This window comes from Stutzerimonas sp. VN223-3 (assembly GCF_045999685.1).
GTDB classification, from domain to species: domain Bacteria; phylum Pseudomonadota; class Gammaproteobacteria; order Pseudomonadales; family Pseudomonadaceae; genus Stutzerimonas; species Stutzerimonas stutzeri_AR.
This window is the reverse complement of record NZ_RBEC01000001.1, coordinates 1,681,609-1,700,529: the sequence shown is the minus strand read 5'-3', so window position 1 is coordinate 1,700,529 and position 18,921 is coordinate 1,681,609. Positions and strand designations below refer to the sequence as shown.

The following is an 18,921-nucleotide window of genomic DNA, read 5'->3' as shown; positions in this document are numbered from 1 at the left end:
CATTTACTGGATTGAGTCCTTCCGGCATGAATACTGAACATCGCAAACCCTTGCCCGGCACCCAGCTGGACTACTTCGATACTCGCGAAGCGGTCGAGGCAATCCAGCCGGGCGCTTACGTCAAGCTGCCCTACACTTCGCGCGTACTGGCCGAGCAGCTGGTTCGTCGCTGCGACCCCGCCATGCTGACCGACTCGCTGAAACAGATCATCGAGCGAAAGCGCGACCTCGATTTCCCCTGGTATCCAGCGCGCGTAGTCTGCCACGACATTCTCGGGCAGACGGCGCTGGTGGATCTGGCGGGTCTGCGCGATGCCATTGCCGAGCAAGGCGGCGATCCGTCCAAGGTCAATCCGGTGGTGCCGACCCAGCTGATCGTCGACCATTCCCTGGCTGTGGAATTTGCCGGCTTCGACCCGGATGCGTTCGAGAAGAACCGTGCGGTCGAAGAACGTCGTAACGAAGACCGCTTCCACTTCATCGAGTGGACCAAGACCGCATTCAAGAACGTCGATGTGATCCCGGCCGGCAACGGCATCATGCATCAGATCAATCTCGAGAAGATGTCGCCAGTCATTCAGGCCCGTGGCGGCATCGCCTTCCCGGATACCTGCGTCGGCACCGACAGTCATACGCCACATGTCGATGCCCTCGGCGTCATAGCCATTGGCGTTGGCGGTCTGGAAGCCGAAACGGTGATGCTCGGCCGCGCCTCGATGATGCGGCTGCCCGACATCGTCGGTGTCAAGCTGACCGGCAGGCGTCAGCCCGGGATCACGGCGACCGATATCGTCCTGGCCTTGACCGAGTTCCTGCGCAAGGAACGTGTGGTCGGCGCTTACGTGGAGTTCTTCGGTGACGGTGCGGCCAGTCTGACCATCGGCGACCGCGCGACCATTTCCAACATGTGCCCGGAATATGGTGCAACGGCCTCGATGTTCTACATCGATGAGCAGACCATCGATTACTTGAAGTTGACCGGTCGCGAACCGGAGCAAGTTGCCTTGGTGGAAAACTACGCCAAGACCACCGGCTTGTGGGCCGATGCGCTGGTCGATGCCGAATACGAACGCGTGCTCGAGTTCGATTTGTCGAGTGTTGTGCGCACGATGGCCGGGCCGTCCAATCCGCATCGCCGCCTGCCGACCTCAGCGCTGCACGAGCGCGGCATCGCGACTGACCTGGACAAGGCATTGGCCGAAGAGGCGCAGGGCCTGATGCCAGACGGTGCGGTGATCATCGCCGCCATCACCAGCTGCACCAATACATCCAACCCGCGAAATGTGGTTGCTGCTGGCCTGCTGGCGAAAAAGGCCAATGAGCTGGGCCTGGCGCGCAAACCCTGGGTCAAGACGTCGTTCGCGCCTGGCTCCAAGGTTGCCAAGCTGTACCTGGAAGATGCGGGCCTGCTGCCGGAACTGGAAAAGCTCGGCTTCGGCATCGTCGCCTACGCTTGCACCACCTGTAACGGTATGTCCGGAGCGCTGGATCCGAAGATTCAGCGGGAAATCATCGACCGAGACCTGTACGCCACGGCGGTGCTGTCCGGTAACCGCAACTTCGATGGTCGCATCCATCCGTACGCCAAGCAGGCGTTCCTGGCGTCACCGCCCCTGGTGGTCGCCTACGCGATCGCCGGGACCGTTCGTTTCGATATCGAGCAGGATGTGCTCGGTTATGATTCGGCCGGCAATCCCGTGACCTTGAAAGACCTGTGGCCGAGCGACGAAGAGATCGATCGCATCGTTGCCGCGTCGGTGAAGCCGGAGCAGTTCAAGCAGATCTATATTCCGATGTTCGATCTGGGCACCGTGGTCGAGGCCGAGAGTCCGCTTTATGACTGGCGGCCAACGTCTACCTACATCCGCCGTCCGCCGTACTGGGAAGGTGCGCTGGCAGGTGAGCGTTCGCTCAAGGGAATGCGTCCTCTGGCGGTTCTGCCGGACAACATCACGACTGATCACCTTTCGCCTTCCAACGCGATTCTGCTGGACAGCGCTGCCGGCGAATACCTGGCGAAAATGGGCCTGCCAGAGGAAGACTTCAACTCCTATGCCACACACCGTGGCGATCACCTGACCGCGCAGCGTGCCACCTTCGCCAACCCGCAGCTGGTCAACGAGATGGCCGTGATCGACGGCCAGGTGAAGAAAGGATCGCTGACCCGCGTCGAGCCGGAAGGCAAGGTGATGCGCATGTGGGAAGCCATCGAAACCTACATGAGCCGCAAGCAGCCGCTGATCATCATCGCCGGTGCCGATTACGGCCAGGGTTCGTCCCGGGACTGGGCGGCTAAAGGCGTTCGGCTGGCGGGTGTGGAGGCGATCGTGGCCGAAGGCTTCGAGCGCATCCATCGCACCAACCTGGTTGGCATGGGCGTGCTACCGCTCGAATTCAAGCCGGGAACCACACGCCTGACGCTGGGTATCGACGGTAGCGAAACCTATGACGTGCTCGGTGAGTGGACGCCGCGCGCCACGCTGACATTGGTGATTACGCGCAAGAACGGCGAGCGACTTGAAGTGCCCGTGACTTGCCGCCTCGACACTGGCGAAGAGGTATCGATTTACGAGGCGGGCGGCGTATTGCAGCGCTTCGCGAAGGATTTCCTCAACCAATCCTGAGGGCGTCGCTAGGCGGCACTGCTGCGCTCAAGGCAGCAGCGTCGCCTCGCTATGATGTTGAATCCGTGCTGTGGCCAGTAGGCCACAGCATTTGATGAGGAAGGTCTTCATGGCTCATGCACCGCAACTGAAAATTCCGGCTACCTATATGCGCGGCGGCACCAGCAAAGGCGTGTTCTTCCGCCTGCAGGATCTCCCGCCCGCTGCGCAAGTGCCGGGCGAGGCGCGTGACAAGCTGTTTATGCGCGTCATTGGCAGTCCCGATCCCTACGGCAAGCACACCGATGGGATGGGCGGCGCCACGTCCAGCACCAGCAAATGCGTCATTCTGTCCAAGAGTGAGCGCCCTGAACACGACGTCGAATACCTCTATGGCCAGGTGTCGATCGACAGTGCCTTTGTCGACTGGAGTGGCAACTGCGGAAATCTCTCCACAGCTGCCGGCGCGTTCGCGCTACATGCGGGGCTGGTCGAGCCGGATCGAATTCCCCGGGACGGTGTCTGCGCCGTGCGCATCTGGCAGGCCAATATCGGCAAGACCATCATCGCTCACGTGCCGGTCAGCAAAGGCGAGGTGCAGGAGACCGGCGATTTCGAGTTGGACGGCGTGACCTTTCCAGCCGCTGAAATCGTGCTGGAATTCATCGATCCCGCCGATGAAGGCGAAGGCGAGGGCGGCGGTTCGATGTTTCCCACGGGAAATCTGGTCGATGACCTGGACGTGCCGGGCGTTGGTGTCCTGAAGGCCACCATGATCAATGCGGGTATTCCGACCGTTTTTATCAACGCTGAGGACATCGGCTTCGCCGGCACGGAACTGCAGGATGCTATCAACGGGGACCCCAAGACGCTGGCCATGTTCGAGGTCATCCGTGCCCATGGGGCACTGCGCATGGGCTTGATCGCGACGCTCGATGAAGCCGCTAAACGTCAGCACACGCCAAAAGTGGCTTTTGTCGCCAAGCCAACCAACTACGTTTCATCCAGTGGCAAAGCCGTGAGCGCCTCTGACATCGACCTGCTGGTGCGCGCGCTTTCAATGGGCAAGCTGCACCACGCGATGATGGGCACTGCCGCAGTCGCCATCGGAACCGCGGCCTCGATTCCAGGCACGCTGGTCAATCTGGCAGCCGGAGGCGGCGATCGCTCGGCGGTGGTGTTTGGACATCCGTCCGGCACCTTGCGAGTGGGTGCTGAAGCTCGTCAGGTAAACGGTGAATGGACGGTGCTGAAGGCAAGCATGAGCCGGAGCGCGCGGATCCTGATGGAAGGTTGGGTGCGCGTGCCGGGTGATGGGTTGTGATTGCCAACGTCGGAATCGGTAGCGTTAAAAAACGAGAGGCCTGACGCAGAAAGTCCGCACTAAGCGAAATGCCGTTCACCCATGAGCGCCGCACCCTGTGCAGGGTTGCGGCGTTTTTTCTGGTCTAAGCGAATTCCACTGTCCCGTAGCTTGCTCGCGAACCAGGCCACGCAAAGCTTCGCGAGCAAGCTCATTCCTAAAGCAGGGCCATTACGCCGTGGTGTTTTGCCGGACCGCCTAAAGTGAATAGCACTACGCACTAAGCGGATTTTCCGTTGTCTAGCGAAACGGCACTTATTTGAGTCGGCGCTCGACGCCTTTCTCGACAAGAATCTTGGCAGATATCTCTTCCACCGAGAAATGTGTGGAGTTGATGTAGTTGATGTTCTCGCGGCGGAAGAGATTTTCCACCTCGCGAACCTCGAATTCGCACTGCGCGAAGCTGGCATAACGACTGTTCGGCTTGCGCTCGTTGCGGATGGCGGTCAGGCGATCCGGGTCGATCGTCAGGCCGAACAGCTTGTCGCGGTGGGTTTTGAGAGCGGTCGGAAGCTGCAGGCGCTCCATGTCGTCTTCGGTCAGCGGATAGTTGGCTGCCCGGATGCCGTACTGCATCGCCATGTACAGACAGGTGGGCGTTTTGCCGCACCGGGAAACACCGACCAAAATCAGATCTGCCTTGTCGTAATAGTGCGTGCGGGCACCGTCATCGTTGTCCAGGGCGAAGTTGACCGCGTCGATTCGCTCCATGTAATTGGCGTTATGGCTGATCGAATGGGATTTGCCGACCGAATAGGAGGAGCGTGACATCAGTTCATGTTCCAGCGGAGCAAGGAAGGACGAAAAAATGTCGATCATGAAGCCATTGGACTCAGCCAGGATGTCGCGAATCTCCTGGTTCACCAGCGTATCGAATATGATCGGGCGGGCACCGTCGCTTTCCGCCGCTTTATTGATTTGCTGTACCATTGCCCGCGCTTTTTCGGCCGTATCGATATACGGCCGGGTGAGCTTGGTGAAATTGATCGTTTCGAACTGCGCCAACAGGCTTTGGCCGAGTGTTTCGGCCGTGATCCCGGTGCCGTCGGATATAAAAAATGCAGTTCGTTTCATTGCGTCTGGGACCTTAAGTCAAGAACGGTTCTCAGCTATAGTAGACCCCTTCGCCGAGCCTCGATTGGCGGGCATTGTTACTTATTTCGCAGGGCCAGGCCAACGTGCCGCGGATGGGCACGAACCGAGTTTCCAACATAACGTGGAGAGATCACCTTGGTAGAGTACGTAGTTTCCCTCGATAAGCTCGGCAATCATGACGTTGAGCGTGTAGGGGGCAAGAACGCCTCCCTGGGCGAGATGATCAGCAACCTCGCAGGTGCGGGTGTTTCGGTACCTGGTGGTTTCGCCACTACGGCCCAGGCCTATCGTGATTTCATGGAGCTCAGCGGTCTCAACGAGCAAATCCATGCGCTTCTCGATGCGCTGGACGTGGACGACGTCAACGCCCTCGCCAAAGCCGGCTCGCAGATTCGCGGTTGGGTCATGGAGGCTGAATTTCCGCCCAAGCTGGACGCCGACATCCGTACCGCATTCGCCGAAATGGCTGCTGGCAATGAACAAATGGCAGTCGCGGTTCGCTCTTCGGCAACCGCCGAAGACCTGCCGGATGCCTCCTTCGCGGGTCAGCAGGAAACCTTCCTCAATATCCGTGGCGTGGACAACGTGATCCGCGCTGCCAAGGAAGTTTTCGCCTCACTGTTCAATGACCGTGCCATTGCCTATCGCGTGCATCAGGGCTTCGACCACAAGCTGGTCGCCCTGTCCGCCGGTGTGCAGCGTATGGTGCGCTCCGAAACCGGCACTGCCGGCGTGATGTTCACGCTGGACACCGAATCCGGCTTCCGTGATGTCGTGTTTATCACCGGCGCCTACGGCCTCGGCGAAACTGTCGTGCAGGGTGCGGTCAATCCTGACGAATTCTATGTACACAAGCACACGCTTGAAGCCGGTCGTCCTGCCATTCTGCGTCGTAACCTCGGCAGCAAGGCGATAAAGATGATCTACGGCGAAGAAGCCAGCGCCGGCAAGTCGGTCAAGACCGTCGATGTCGATCAGGCCGAACGCATGCGCTTCTGCCTGTCCGACACCGAAGTCGCCAATCTTGCCAAGCAGGCGATGATCATCGAGAAGCACTACGGCCGCCCGATGGATATCGAGTGGGCCAAGGATGGTGATGATGGTCAGCTTTACATCGTTCAGGCTCGCCCCGAGACGGTGAAAAGTCGCACCAGCGCCAACGTCATGGAGCGCTACCTGCTCAAGGAAAAAGGCACTGTGCTGGTCGAAGGTCGCGCTATTGGTCAGCGTATAGGCGCGGGCCCGGTGAAGATCATTCGTGACGTTTCGGAAATGGACAAGGTTCAGCCGGGCGACGTTCTGGTGTCGGACATGACCGATCCGGACTGGGAGCCGGTGATGAAGCGCGCCAGCGCCATCGTCACCAACCGCGGCGGTCGTACCTGCCACGCGGCGATCATTGCACGTGAGCTGGGCATCCCGGCGGTCGTGGGTTGCGGCAATGCCACTGAACTGCTGAAGGATGGCCAGCGTGTCACTGTCACCTGCGCCGAAGGCGACACCGGCCTGATCTTCGAAGGCGAATTGGGCTTCGATATTCGCCAGAACTCCATCGACGCCATGCCTGAGCTGCCGTTCAAGATCATGATGAACGTCGGAAACCCGGACCGCGCATTTGATTTCGCCCAGTTGCCGAACGAAGGCGTCGGTCTGGCTCGCCTTGAATTTATCATTAACCGCATGATCGGGGTTCATCCGAAGGCTCTGCTCAACTTCGATGGGCTGCCAGCCGACGTCAAGGGTAGCGTCGAGAAGCGCATTGCCGGTTACGGCGATCCAGTCGATTTCTACGTCGAGAAGCTGGTTGAGGGCGTGAGCACCCTGGCCGCTGCGTTCTGGCCGAAAAAGGTCATCGTGCGGCTGTCGGACTTCAAGTCCAACGAGTATGCCAACCTGATCGGCGGCAAGCTCTACGAGCCGGAAGAAGAAAACCCGATGCTCGGCTTCCGCGGCGCTTCGCGCTATATCAGTGAATCCTTCCGCGACTGCTTCGAACTTGAGTGCCGCGCGATGCGCAAGGTCCGCGACGAGATGGGGCTAACCAACGTCGAGCTGATGGTGCCCTTCGTGCGCACCCTGGGCGAGGCGTCGCAGGTCATCGATATCCTCGGCCAGTTCGGCCTCAAGCGTGGCGAGAACGGCCTGCGCATCATCATGATGTGCGAGCTGCCGTCCAATGCGTTGCTGGCTGACGAGTTCCTCGAATTCTTCGACGGCTTTTCCATCGGCTCCAATGACATGACTCAGCTGACTCTGGGATTGGATCGCGACTCGGGCATCATCGCGCACCTGTTCGACGAACGTAATCCGGCGGTCAAGAAGCTGCTGGCAAACGCGATCGAAGCCTGCAACAAGGCGGGCAAATACATCGGTATTTGCGGTCAGGGTCCTTCCGATCATCCGGACCTGGCCAAGTGGTTGATGGAGCAGGGCATCGAAAGCGTTTCGTTGAATCCGGACTCGGTTCTGGATACTTGGTTCTTCCTGGCGGATGCCGAGATCGACTGATCTCGCAGGCAAAAAAAGGGGCGGATTTTCCGCCCCTTTTTCCTTGAAGCGAAGAGCGCATGTTTTGCTGCATGCGATCTTTGTGGTTCCTGGATTGTCCCAGGCGCCGACTGCTTCAAGTTGATGCCTTCACGGGAGGTCCGTTGGTTTGCGACGGTGGCTGGGCTGGCGTCGAGGTTCGAAACGGTTATGCGAGAAGGAGGTTTTTATGCAATACGTCACCCCTGATCTGTGCGATGCCTATCCTGACCTGGTTCAGGTTGTCGAGCCGATCTTCAGCAATTTTGGCGGCCGCGATTCGTTCGGCGGACAGATCGTCACCATCAAATGCTTCGAGGACAACTCGCTGGTTAGGGAGCAGGTTGACGTAGAGGGTGCCGGCAAGGTTCTGGTGGTGGATGGTGGCGGATCGCTGCGGCGTGCGCTGTTGGGCGATATGCTGGCCGAGAAGGCTGCCCGCAATGGCTGGGAAGGAATGGTCATCTACGGTTGCATCCGTGATGTGGATGTCATTGCACAGACTGAGCTTGGCGTCCAGGCGCTTGCCAGCCATCCGATGAAAACCGATAAGCGCGGTGTTGGCGACCTGAATATTCCGGTGACTTTTTGTGGCGTGACGTTTCGCCCTGGTGAATACATATATGCCGATAACAATGGCATTGTGGTTTCGCCTGAATCTCTGGAAATACCGGGCTGATTCGAGCTTTTCGGTTACCCGAGCCCGGCTTTGCCGGGCTTTTTGCAGTTTGAAGAGGCGAAGATGCTGTCTGAGGATACTGCCCAATCAGGGTTGCTGCACGCCTTGGTGCTGGATGGGCACGGCGGGGCGCGTCAGATCGCTTATACCGATCTTGCTGCTCTAGAACTGAGCGAGGCGGAGAGCCTTTGGCTCCACTGGGATCGTAGCCAGCCCGCCGCTCAGAGCTGGCTACGCACGCGCAGCGGACTAAGTGCTTTCGCTTGCGACGTTCTACTGGAAGAGAACACAAGGCCGCGGTCGCTTGCGTTGCCTGGCGACGAGCTGCTGCTGTTTCTTCGCGGAGTTAACCTCAATCCTGACGCCGAGCCGGAGGACATGGTCTCGTTGAGAGTATTCGCCGGTGCGCGTCGGGTCATCACTCTGCGTTTGCGTCCGCTGCGCTCCACCGAGGCGGTTATTCAACAGTTGGAGGCTGGTGTTGGGCCGAAGACTTCTTCGGAAATACTGCTCGGTCTGGCTGATGCGCTTACTGATCGAGTAGATGATCTGGTTGCGGTCCTGACTGAGAAACTGGACGCGGAAGAGGACCGCATCGAAACCGATGAGCGTTACACGCCGCCTCAGGACAAAATGCTTACGCTGCGCCGGCAAGCCGCAAGTCTGCGCCGTTTTCTGCTGCCTCAGCGCGAGATATATGGTCAATTAACTCGTAATCGGCTGCCCTGGTTCGTCGAAGACGACACGGACTACTGGAATGAGCTGAGCAATCGCCTGATCCGCTATCTCGAAGAGCTGGAATTGGTACGTGAACGGGCCAACCTGGTTCTCGAGGCGGAAGAGCGGCGCATGCGTGAACGCATGAACAGAACCATGTACTTGCTTGGCATTATCACCGGCTTCTTCCTGCCGATGAGCTTTCTTACCGGACTGCTTGGAATCAACGTTGGTGGCATTCCTGGATCGGAGAATCCGTACGGTTTCGCCTTGGCTTGCGCAATGATTGCCGCGGTTGCGGGGTTTCAGTGGTGGGTTTTCCGGCGCCTGAAATGGGTGTGAATGTGACTGCCTGCGCCTACATGCCGTCTAGGTCAGATAGTTTAGCGAGGTGAACATGCGCGATCCCTTTGAAGAGTCGCTGCGGAACATGCTCAATGAGCAGCCGGCACGGGATGACGATGCCTGTCTGGACCGTGTTCTGAAAACTGCCAACCGCCAGGTTGGTGCGGGCGACCTGTTCGGCCTGATGGGCCATTGGCTCCATGCAGTACTGATCGCACTTAGCAGCCGCACTCCGCATACCTCGGCGGTAACGCGTCGCCTCTCGCCCAATTCTTCTTTCGATAAGGCTGACTGATCATGGAACTCGATCCCTGGAGCCAAAGCCTGATAGGTGCAATGAGCGCACTTTGGGCGCCAATTGCTGCTTTCATTCCACGTTTGTTTGGTGCGTTGCTGGTTGTGGCGGTCGGGTTCGTGGTCGCCAAATTACTAGACGCATTGCTCTCAAAAGTGCTGGCAAAGGTAGGTCTCGATCGGCTGGTAGCCGGTACGGGTGTGACCAAGCTGCTTGGTCGTGCTGGGATCCGTATGCCAGTTTCCGCCTTGATCGGCAGGATCGTGTACTGGTTTGTACTGCTGATTTTCCTCGTGTCGGCTGCCGAATCCCTTGGGCTGGCACGGGTGTCGGCGGTCCTCGATATGCTGGCGCTTTACGTGCCGAAGGTATTTGGCGCAGCGCTTATCCTGCTCGCCGGTGTGTTGTTGGCGCAGCTGGCCAGCGGCCTGGTGCGAGGCGCTGCAGAAGGCGTAGGCCTTGAGTATGCCAGCGGCCTTGGACGAATGGCCCAAGGGCTTGTGATCATCATCAGCATCTCGGTCGCTATTGGTCAGCTGGAAGTAAAGACCGAGCTGCTCAATTACGTGATCGCTATTGCCCTGATCTCCGTCGGGCTCGCCGTTGCGCTGGCTCTTGGCTTGGGCAGTCGCGAACTGGTCAGCCAGATTCTTGCTGGCATCTATGTACGTGAACTTTACGAAGTGGGGCAGCGCGTCAGGCTCGAAGGCTTGGATCTGAGTGGTGAAATCGAGGAAATCGGAACAGCGAAAACCTTGCTGCTTACCGATGATGGCGAATTGGTTTCGATTGCAAATAGAGTTCTGCTGGAGCAGCGTGTCGGCAGCCGTTAGGCTCGGTAATCTGCTAAAGTGCGCCGCCCCTTTTCGCTGGTTCCCGTGAACGGTGGCCACGACCATGATTGCCGGTTCGAAGCGTCTTGACTAAAGCCCATCCGCCCACCATGAGCTATGACCCACGCCAGCTTTCTGACGAAGAGCTGGTGCAGCGTGCCCATGTCGAGTTGTTTCATATAACGCGTGCCTATGAAGAATTGATGCGGCGATATCAGCGCACTCTTTTCAATGTATGCGCCCGCTATCTGGGTAACGACCGAGACGCCGATGACGTATGTCAAGAGGTGATGCTCAAAGTACTGTACGGGTTGAAGAACTTCGAAGGGAAATCGAAGTTCAAAACCTGGCTATATAGCATTACTTATAACGAGTGCATTACCCAATACCGCAAAGAGCGGCGCAAACGACGGTTGCTCGATGCGCTGAGCCTGGATCCGCTTGAAGAAGCATCAGAAGAAAAGAGTCCGGTTGTTACTGAGAAGGCCGGGCTTGAGCGCTGGCTCGTGCATGTGAATCAGATAGACCGCGAAATCCTCGTGCTGCGATTTGTAGCGGAACTTGAGTTCCAAGAGATCGCTGACATTATGCATATGGGACTAAGCGCAACGAAGATGCGTTACAAGCGGGCCCTCGATAAGCTGCGCGAAAAATTTTCCGGTATAGCTGAAACTTAACTGCTCGAAGTTGTCATAGTGGTAGCGAACAGCTTGGGCCTTAGTTAGCCGGTTTCCTTAGATTGTTCTGATACTAACCACCAGATGGGGATTTACGGATGAAGCTTAAAAACACCTTAGGCGTTGTAATTGGATCGTTGGTTGCCGCCACTTCTGTTAGCGCGCTGGCCCAAGGCCAAGGCGCAGTAGAGGTGGAAGCGTTCGGTAAGCATTACTTCTCCGATAGCTCCCGTGGCTTCGAAGACGAAGGCGAGCTCTATGGCGCTGGCGCCAGCTATTTCCTCACTGACGATGTCTCCCTGGGCCTGTCCTATGGTGAATACCACGACGTCACATCGGACGAGCCGGTAGCGGGCGGCGGTCACAAGAACATCAAGGGTAGCCTGACTTCACTTGATGCGGCCTACCACTTCGGCCAGCCGGGCGTCGGTCTGCGTCCTTACGTTTCTGCTGGCATGGCTCACCAGAGCATCGGCCAGGCTGCACGTAGCGGTCGCGATCACAGCACGTTCGCAAATATTGGTGCCGGTCTGAAGTATTACTTCACCGAGAACTTCTTTGCCAAGGCTAGTGTTGACGGCATGCATAACATCGATGCCGGCGACAGCGAGTGGATGGCAGGCGTAGGCGTAGGTCTGAACTTCGGTGGCGGCGCACAGCAGCAGGTCGCCCAGGTCGAGCCGACTCCTGAGCCAGCACCGGCTCCGATCGTTGATACCGAGCCAGAGCCGGAACCAGAACTGGTTCGTGTTGAGTTGGACGTCAAGTTCGATTTCGACAAAGCCCGTGTTCGTGAAGAGAGCTATAGCGACATCAAGAATCTGGCTGACTTCATGCAGCAATACCCGCAGACCAGCACCACCGTTGAAGGTCACACTGACTCGGTGGGTACCGATCAGTACAACCAGCGTCTGTCCGAGCGTCGTGCTCAGGCCGTTCGCGACGTGTTGGTCAATCAGTACGGCGTGGAAAACCAGCGTATTGATTCGGTCGGTTATGGCGAAACCCGCCCGGTTGCTGACAACAGCACCGATGCAGGTCGTCAAATCAACCGTCGCGTAGAAGCTGAGGTTGAAGCGCAGGTTCAATAATCTGTGCCAGTGTCATGAAAAAGCCCGGCATTGCCGGGCTTTTTCATGCTCGCATATATAGAAATTCCGATGCGCACCACTGGAGCAGATAAGTTGGGATCCGATGACGCCGCATTGCACTGTCGGATGTGAACCCGAAACAAGAAAAAGCCCGCCGAGGAGGGCTTTTTCATTGGAGCGTTACAGTCTTAAACGGCAACCACATCGATCTTGGCTTTGGCCGCGGACTCGCGGAATTCGGCGATCTGATCGAAGCTTAGGTAGCGATATACGTCTGCTGCCATGGTGTCGATTTGCGCTGCGTAAACCATGTACTCCTCGACAGTCGGCAGTCGACCAAGGATCGAAGCGACCGCTGCCAATTCTGCAGAGGCCAGGTACACGTTGGTGGCATCGCCCAGGCGGTTGGGGAAGTTACGAGTCGACGTGGAGACCACCGTCGAACCGGTTTCCACTCGAGCCTGGTTACCCATGCACAGCGAGCATCCCGGCATTTCCAGGCGTGCACCAGCGCGACCGTAGATACCGTAGTAGCCTTCCTCGGTCAGCTGATGCTGGTCCATCTTGGTCGGTGGCGACAGCCACAGGCGGGTCGGCAGCGAACCTTCGACCTTGTCCAGCAGCTTGCCAGCGGCGCGGAAGTGACCGATGTTGGTCATGCAAGAACCGATGAACACTTCATCGATCTTCTCGCCCTGTACGCTGGATAGCAGGCGGGCATCGTCCGGATCATTCGGTGCGCAGAGGACCGGCTCGGTGACTTCGGACAGATCGATTTCGATGATTTCAGCGTATTCAGCGTCAGTATCGGCAGCCAGCAGCTCCGGCTTGGCCAGCCAGGCTTCCATCGCTTGAGCGCGGCGCTCCAGGGTGCGAGCGTCGCCGTAACCTTCGCTGATCATCCAGCGCAGCAGGGTAATGTTGGACTGCAGGTATTCGGCAATCGCAGCTTCTGGCAGCTTGATGGTGCAACCTGCAGCGGAGCGCTCGGCGGAGGCGTCAGACAACTCGAAGGCCTGCTCGACGGTCAGTTCGTTCAGGCCTTCGATTTCGAGAATGCGGCCGGAGAAGATGTTCTTCTTGCCTTTCTTCTCGACGGTCAGCAGGCCTTTCTGAATGGCGTAGTAAGGGATCGCATGGACCAGGTCACGCAGGGTGATGCCAGGCTGCATCTTGCCCTTGAAGCGAACCAGTACAGATTCCGGCATATCCAGTGGCATCACGCCGGTAGCGGCAGCGAAGGCGACCAGGCCGGAACCGGCCGGGAAGGAAATGCCCATCGGGAAGCGGGTGTGCGAGTCACCGCCGGTACCGACGGTATCCGGCAGCAGCATGCGGTTCAGCCAGCTGTGGATGATGCCGTCACCTGGGCGCAGGGAAACACCGCCGCGGGTCATGATGAAGTCCGGCAGGGTGTGATGAGTGGTGACGTCGATCGGCTTCGGGTAAGCAGCGGTATGACAGAAAGACTGCATGACCAGGTCGGCAGAGAAGCCCAGGCAAGCCAGGTCTTTCAGCTCGTCGCGAGTCATCGGGCCAGTGGTGTCCTGGGATCCGACGGTGGTCATCTTCGGCTCGCAGTAGGTGCCCGGACGGATGCCTTTGCCTTCCGGCAGACCGCAGGCGCGACCGACCATCTTTTGCGCCAGGGTGAAGCCCTTATTGCTTTCGGCAGGCGCTTCCGGCTTTTTGAACAGATCGGACGGGCCCATGCCCAGTTCCGCGCGCGCTTTCTCGGTCAGACCTCGACCGATGATCAGCGGAATACGGCCGCCAGCGCGGACCTCGTCGAGCAGAACGTCGGTTTTCAACTCGAACGTAGTAACCAGTTCATCGCTGCCATGACGACGGACTTCGCCCTTGTACGGGTAAACGTCGATCGCGTCGCCCATCGCCAGATCGGAGCAATCGAACTCGATCGGCAGAGCGCCAGCGTCTTCCATGGTGTTGTAGAAGATCGGGGCGATCTTGGTGCCAAAGCAGAAACCACCGGCGCGCTTGTTCGGCACATTCGGGATGTCGTCGCCGAAGAACCAGAGCACCGAGTTGGTGGCGGACTTCCGCGAAGAACCGGTACCGACCACGTCGCCGACGTAGGCAACCGGGAAGCCTTTGTCTTTTAGTTCTTCCATCTGCTTGAGCGGACCGACCGAACCAGGAACGTCCGGGTTGATGCCGTCGCGGGCCATTTTCAGCATGGCTAGTGCGTGCAACGGGATGTCCGGGCGCGACCAGGCATCAGGCGCTGGAGACAGGTCGTCGGTGTTGGTTTCGCCAGTGACCTTGAAGACGGTCAGGGTGACTTTTTCGGCAACCGGTGCGCGGTTCTTGAACCACTCGCCTTCGGCCCAGGATTGCATTACCGCCTTGGCGTTGGCATTGCCGGCCTTGGCTTTTTCGGCTACGTCGTGGAAAGCGTCGAACATCAGCAGGGTGTGCTTGAGTTGCGCAGTAGTGGTGTCGGACAGTTCCGGGTTGTCCAGTAGGTCGACCAGCGTGACGATGTTGTAGCCGCCCTGCATGGTGCCCAGCAGTTCTACGGCGTGCTGCTTGCTGATCAGCGGAGAGGTAGCTTCACCCTTGGCGATGGCGGCGAGGAAGCCGGCCTTGACGTAGGCAGCTTCATCCACACCGGCCGGAACGCGGTTGGTGATCAGATCGAGGAGAAATTGTTCTTCGCCGGCTGGCGGGTTCTTCAGAAGTTCGACCAGGCCTGCGGTCTGTTCGGCGTTCAGCGGCTGGGGCACGACGCCCTGGGCGGCACGCTCTTCTACGTGTTTGCGATAGGCTTCAAGCACAGTTATTTACCCTCATCAGTGGTCCCTTGGGTGTCTCGGGACGCGCATCCGGAAGCTGTTTTCAAAGTTTTACGCCGGGTTTGGATACCGGATGCGCAGGGTAGAGGGATCTGCGCATCCGCGAATGCCGGTTCAACTGTGCTCGTGACGCTTTGAAAACAGCTTCGTACGGATCGTGGCGCCGAAAACGGCGGGCCGATTCTACTGGAATGGGCCGGTAAAGTTAAGTGAGTCGCCGTGGCGACCGAAGCCCGCCGGTATCCGCAAGGTGCGGTGATGCACGGCTGAACCCGCGCACTGCGTGCTATGCACAGCTAACAGTAGAGTGCGAGTTGGATTCTTCAGTGACCCGGCTTGGACAAAAGTCTAAGATGCAGCGCTGTTCTTCGATCCATCATCCGTCATGTCCAATCAGCGCATCAAAACCCCATGTGTGGGTCTCTGCTCAACCGTTTATGGTGATCTCGTCTGCCGCGGCTGCAAACGTTTCCACCATGAGGTGGTGAGTTGGAATGCCTATAGCGAGGAGGGCAAGCGCTCCGTCTGGCGCCGGCTGGAGCTGCTTCTCGCACAGGTGATGGCTGCCAAGCTGGAAATTTTCGATGCGGATCTGTTGCGCCGCCAATTGGAGAGCCGGCAAGTCCGCTTCGTCGTCGAGCAGTCGCCGTACTGTTGGGCGTACCAGTTGATCGCTCGGGGTGCCCGTGTGATCCAGCAGCTTGAGGCCTACGGCGTGGTACTGCTGCCGGAGTTTCGTGATTGGGCATTACCTGAGCTTCGCGACGCCATCGACCGGGAGTTCTTTCTTCTGTCAGAGGCGCATTACCAGCGCTATATCGCTCCGCAGTTCCTGAATGAGACCGCCGACTAGGTTCTGGCTGTAGAAGAATGGATGGCCGCGGTTACGTCTGCATGGCGCGCCTCGGTTGGCTAGCGGCGCGCCAACTCATCCAGGTGTTCGATGATAGCGTCCGGTTTGAGTACTAAGACGTCGCTTTCCAGCGCATCCAACACGACCTCGGCCGTATTGCCCATCAGTGCACCGGAGAAACCAGTGCGGGCTACGGTGCCGATCACAGTGACGACTGCTTGGAGTTGATGGCAGACGCGAGGAATCAGCGCATCCGCCGGGCCTTCTTCGATATGGAGTTGGCTGTCTGGAATGTCGAACTCGGCCTGGAACTGTTTGCAGGCATCGCGATAGCGGGCCTCGATGGTTTCCTTCAGTTGGAAGGCAGGGTCCGCAGCTGAAAGCATCGCTGACGGATGAGCGCTGATAACGTGGAGACAGCCCTCGGCGAGCGAGGCGATTTCGTAGCCATGGCTGATGATGCTGGCGTGAAGTGTGCGATGTTCGGTATCGGCGTTGCCGACGTCGACCGCGGCGAGGATATTGCCGCCGGTCCAGGGTGCTTCGGTCTTGGTCATTAACACTGGGCAGGGGCAGTAGCGCAGCAGCTTCCAGTCTTCCGAGGTCAACAGGGCGCGTTTTAACGGGTTGTCGGCGACATGTTGCTTGATGACCAGACCACAGCCTTCGGCTTGCTGCACAGTGATGATGGTCCGGTGATGATTCTCATGCCAAGCCTGATGGGTGTCGACGGTATGGCCCTGGTTCTCCAGTTCCACACGAAGCCTGCCGAGATACTCACTGTGATCATGTTTGCCGTCGCAGATCAGGAGGTGCAGTCGCGACTGGCTGACACTGGCGATCAAGCGGGCCCGCCTCAGGGCCAGGTTTTCGGGTAGCTTTGGGTCAATTACCACGAGAATGCAGCGAGTGGCTTGCATGATCGGCTCCGTTTCCGGTTTCGGATGATTTCACTATAGACAAGCCACTCGCGCTGGCCAGTGACGCAAATCCAACCAGCTCTGGTCGTGGCAGACGCTCTTCGTATAATGCGCTGCCGACGACAACGGGCCGCGTTGCCGCCGCCATTCATCTCTTTAATACCAGAACCTCACCATGCTCCCCGAACTAAACGATTTCCTTGGCTGTGCCACGCCTACTGCCTGGGTCGATGCTGCACTGCAGAACCAGGACGTGATGCTCATCGATCACGGTAATTGCGAGAAGAAGGCTGCTGGTGCCGCCTTTCAGTTGATGTTCCGATATATCGACAAGCCCGACTTGCAGAACAAGATGTCGCGGTTGGCCAGGGAAGAGTTACGGCACTTCGAGCAGGTGTTGTCGATCATCCGCAAGCGGGAGATTGCCTTGCGCAACGTCGGATCGTCCCGCTATGCGGCGGGGTTACGGGAGTTGGTGCGCAATCATGAGCCCTACCGACTCACCGATACGCTGGTGACTGGCGCACTCATTGAGGCGCGCTCGTGCGAACGCTTCGCAATGCTCGTCCCGCATCTGGATGAAGAGCTCGGCAAGTTCTATTACGGGCTGCTTAAATCCGAGGCGAGGCATTTTCAGGACTATTTAAAGCTGGCGTATCTCTATGGGGATGCGACGGATATCGATGCGACCATCGTTCGGGTGCGTGAGCGGGAGCGCGAGCTGATCGAAAGTCCCGATAGCGAATTTCGCTTTCACAGCGGCGTTCCGAGTGCCGCCTGATCGGTTCAGTTCAGTTCGAATGCGGCCTGCTGGAAACCTGACTCGTCAGCCTGCAGTGCCCAACCCTGCCGGTCCCAATCGCCAAGCACGATGCGCGTGGCTGGCTGATTATCGACCTGCAGCGAATGCGTTGCGGGTCGATGAGTGTGGCCGTGAATCAAGGTGTGGACCTTGTAACGCCGCATGATTCGGACGACCTCGTCCGGCGTCACGTCGACAATGTCGCTCGCTTTCATGCGGGTTTCTTGCTTGCTGCTCGAGCGAAGTTTTTGCGCCAGTTGCTGACGCTTGGCGAGCGAAAGGTTGTGCAGGATGAACAGGCTGAGGGGGTTGCGCAGCCAGCGGCGTAGCCGCATGTAGCCTTCGTCTCTGGTGCACAGGCTATCGCCGTGCATCAGCAATACGCGCTCGCCGCCGAGCTGCGCCACGTGAGGATCAGCCAATAACGTGCAGCCTGCTTCACGACAGAACGCCTTGCCAATCATGAAGTCGCGGTTGCCATGCATCAAATAGATACGAGTTCCGCTCTCGCTGAGTGCCCGTAACGCTCCGGCGATTTCATGCTGAAAAGGCGTCATGCCGTCATCGCCGACCCAGACCTCGAAGAAATCTCCAAGAATATAGAGCGCCTCGGCCTGCGCAGCGCGAACCTCAAGGAAACGAAGAAACGCCCGGGTGATATCCGGGCGTTGTTCTTCGAGATGCAGATCGGAAATCAGCAGGATCAAGATGCTTACTCGACGATTTCAGCTTTCTCGATGATCACGTCTTCCACCGGAACGTCTTGATGGCCCGACTTCATGGTCGTAGAGACACCCTTGATCTTCTCGACCACGTCCATGCCTTCGACGACCTCCCCAAAGACTGCATAGCCCCAGCCCTGTACGGTCGGCGCGGTGTGGTCGAGGAAATCATTGTCTTTGACGTTGATGAAGAACTGCGCAGAAGCCGAGTGCGGCTCCATGGTTCGCGCCATGGCCAAGGTGCCGGTCTTGTTGGAAAGGCCGTTGTTGGCTTCGTTCTTGATCTGGCCGCGGGTAGCCTTCTGCTTCATGCCCGGCTCGAAGCCGCCGCCCTGGATCATGAAGTTGCTGATTACACGATGGAAAACGGTGCCATCGTAGTGGCCGCTCTTGACGTATTCCTTGAAGTTGGCGGCGCTTTCAGGGGCCTTGTCTTCGAACAGCTTGACGGTAATGACGCCATGATTGGTATGGAGTTTGATCATTGGAAACCTTCCTTATGAGACGAGCGGGAGAATCGCGTCGCGACGGGGCATCCGGCGCAATTATCAAGAGGGCGTCCCTGCTGCAGAGCGTCGCGCGGC

At 58.3% G+C, this 18,921-nt stretch carries 16 protein-coding genes; 11 read left to right on the top strand and 5 right to left on the bottom strand.

Annotated elements, in window-relative coordinates; all coding sequences use genetic code 11:
* Positions 1–26 precede the first annotated feature (26 nt).
* Complete coding sequence (gene acnD, locus D7241_RS07610) at positions 27–2,624, top strand: Fe/S-dependent 2-methylisocitrate dehydratase AcnD (protein ID WP_408100979.1); 2,598 nt, start codon at positions 27–29, stop codon at positions 2,622–2,624.
* Between the two features lie 109 nt (positions 2,625–2,733).
* Positions 2,734–3,927: a 2-methylaconitate cis-trans isomerase PrpF gene (prpF, locus tag D7241_RS07605; RefSeq protein WP_255976356.1), complete on the top strand. Its 1,194-nt coding sequence runs from the start codon at positions 2,734–2,736 to the stop codon at positions 3,925–3,927.
* 294 nt (positions 3,928–4,221) lie between these two features.
* Here prpF and D7241_RS07600 read toward each other — a convergent pair whose 3' ends face one another.
* Entirely contained in the window at positions 4,222–5,040 is an 819-nt protein-coding gene (locus tag D7241_RS07600) for a pyruvate, water dikinase regulatory protein (RefSeq protein WP_255976354.1), read from the bottom strand.
* A 156-nt stretch (positions 5,041–5,196) separates the two neighbouring features.
* On the opposite strand from D7241_RS07600, the gene ppsA reads away from it, so the two are divergent.
* From ppsA to D7241_RS07565, 7 genes are all read left to right on the top strand, one after another.
* The gene (ppsA, locus tag D7241_RS07595) at positions 5,197–7,569 is read left to right on the top strand and encodes a phosphoenolpyruvate synthase (RefSeq protein ID WP_408100978.1); all 2,373 of its coding nucleotides are present in this window, start codon (positions 5,197–5,199) and stop codon (positions 7,567–7,569) included.
* 208 nt (positions 7,570–7,777) lie between these two features.
* Positions 7,778–8,266 carry a ribonuclease E activity regulator RraA gene (gene rraA, locus D7241_RS07590; protein WP_408100977.1) on the top strand — a complete coding sequence of 163 codons (489 nt, stop codon included), beginning with the start codon at positions 7,778–7,780 and terminating at the stop codon, positions 8,264–8,266.
* A 63-nt stretch (positions 8,267–8,329) separates the two neighbouring features.
* On the top strand, positions 8,330–9,325 hold the full coding sequence (locus D7241_RS07585; RefSeq protein ID WP_408100976.1) for a zinc transporter ZntB: 996 nt from the start codon (positions 8,330–8,332) through the stop codon (positions 9,323–9,325).
* Between the two features lie 55 nt (positions 9,326–9,380).
* Positions 9,381–9,623 carry a CrfX protein gene (locus D7241_RS07580; RefSeq protein ID WP_255976343.1) on the top strand — a complete coding sequence of 81 codons (243 nt, stop codon included), beginning with the start codon at positions 9,381–9,383 and terminating at the stop codon, positions 9,621–9,623.
* 2 nt (positions 9,624–9,625) lie between these two features.
* Positions 9,626–10,456, top strand: a complete 831-nt coding sequence (locus D7241_RS07575) for a mechanosensitive ion channel family protein (RefSeq protein WP_408100975.1) — start codon at positions 9,626–9,628, stop codon at positions 10,454–10,456.
* A 110-nt stretch (positions 10,457–10,566) separates the two neighbouring features.
* Complete coding sequence (gene sigX, locus D7241_RS07570; RefSeq protein WP_408101208.1) at positions 10,567–11,133, top strand: RNA polymerase sigma factor SigX; 567 nt, start codon at positions 10,567–10,569, stop codon at positions 11,131–11,133.
* 98 nt (positions 11,134–11,231) lie between these two features.
* Positions 11,232–12,224, top strand: coding sequence for an OmpA family protein (locus tag D7241_RS07565; protein WP_408100974.1), 993 nt, complete (start codon positions 11,232–11,234; stop codon positions 12,222–12,224).
* Between the two features lie 188 nt (positions 12,225–12,412).
* Here the strand turns inward: D7241_RS07565 and acnB are convergent, their stop codons facing one another.
* Positions 12,413–15,022 carry a bifunctional aconitate hydratase 2/2-methylisocitrate dehydratase gene (gene acnB, locus D7241_RS07560; protein WP_408100973.1) on the bottom strand — a complete coding sequence of 870 codons (2,610 nt, stop codon included), beginning with the start codon at positions 15,020–15,022 and terminating at the stop codon, positions 12,413–12,415.
* Positions 15,023–15,425: 403 nt separating this feature from the next.
* On the opposite strand from acnB, the gene D7241_RS07555 reads away from it, so the two are divergent.
* Entirely contained in the window at positions 15,426–15,893 is a 468-nt protein-coding gene (locus D7241_RS07555) for a DUF1289 domain-containing protein (RefSeq protein ID WP_255976312.1), read from the top strand.
* A 59-nt stretch (positions 15,894–15,952) separates the two neighbouring features.
* Here the strand turns inward: D7241_RS07555 and D7241_RS07550 are convergent, their stop codons facing one another.
* Positions 15,953–16,813 (bottom strand): universal stress protein, encoded by an 861-nt coding sequence (locus D7241_RS07550; RefSeq protein ID WP_408100972.1) that lies wholly within the window; start codon positions 16,811–16,813, stop codon positions 15,953–15,955.
* A 175-nt stretch (positions 16,814–16,988) separates the two neighbouring features.
* Here D7241_RS07550 and D7241_RS07545 point away from each other — a divergent pair, with 175 nt between their 5' ends.
* A complete protein-coding gene (locus tag D7241_RS07545; RefSeq protein ID WP_408100971.1) occupies positions 16,989–17,594 on the top strand; it encodes a tRNA-(ms[2]io[6]A)-hydroxylase in 606 nt (201 codons plus the stop codon).
* Between the two features lie 5 nt (positions 17,595–17,599).
* Here the strand turns inward: D7241_RS07545 and lpxH are convergent, their stop codons facing one another.
* Together lpxH and D7241_RS07535 are read right to left on the bottom strand one after the other, a co-directional pair.
* Positions 17,600–18,322: a UDP-2,3-diacylglucosamine diphosphatase gene (gene lpxH / locus D7241_RS07540; protein WP_408100970.1), complete on the bottom strand. Its 723-nt coding sequence runs from the start codon at positions 18,320–18,322 to the stop codon at positions 17,600–17,602.
* 5 nt (positions 18,323–18,327) lie between these two features.
* A complete protein-coding gene (locus D7241_RS07535; protein WP_408100969.1) occupies positions 18,328–18,822 on the bottom strand; it encodes a peptidylprolyl isomerase in 495 nt (164 codons plus the stop codon).
* Positions 18,823–18,921: the final 99 nt, after the last annotated feature.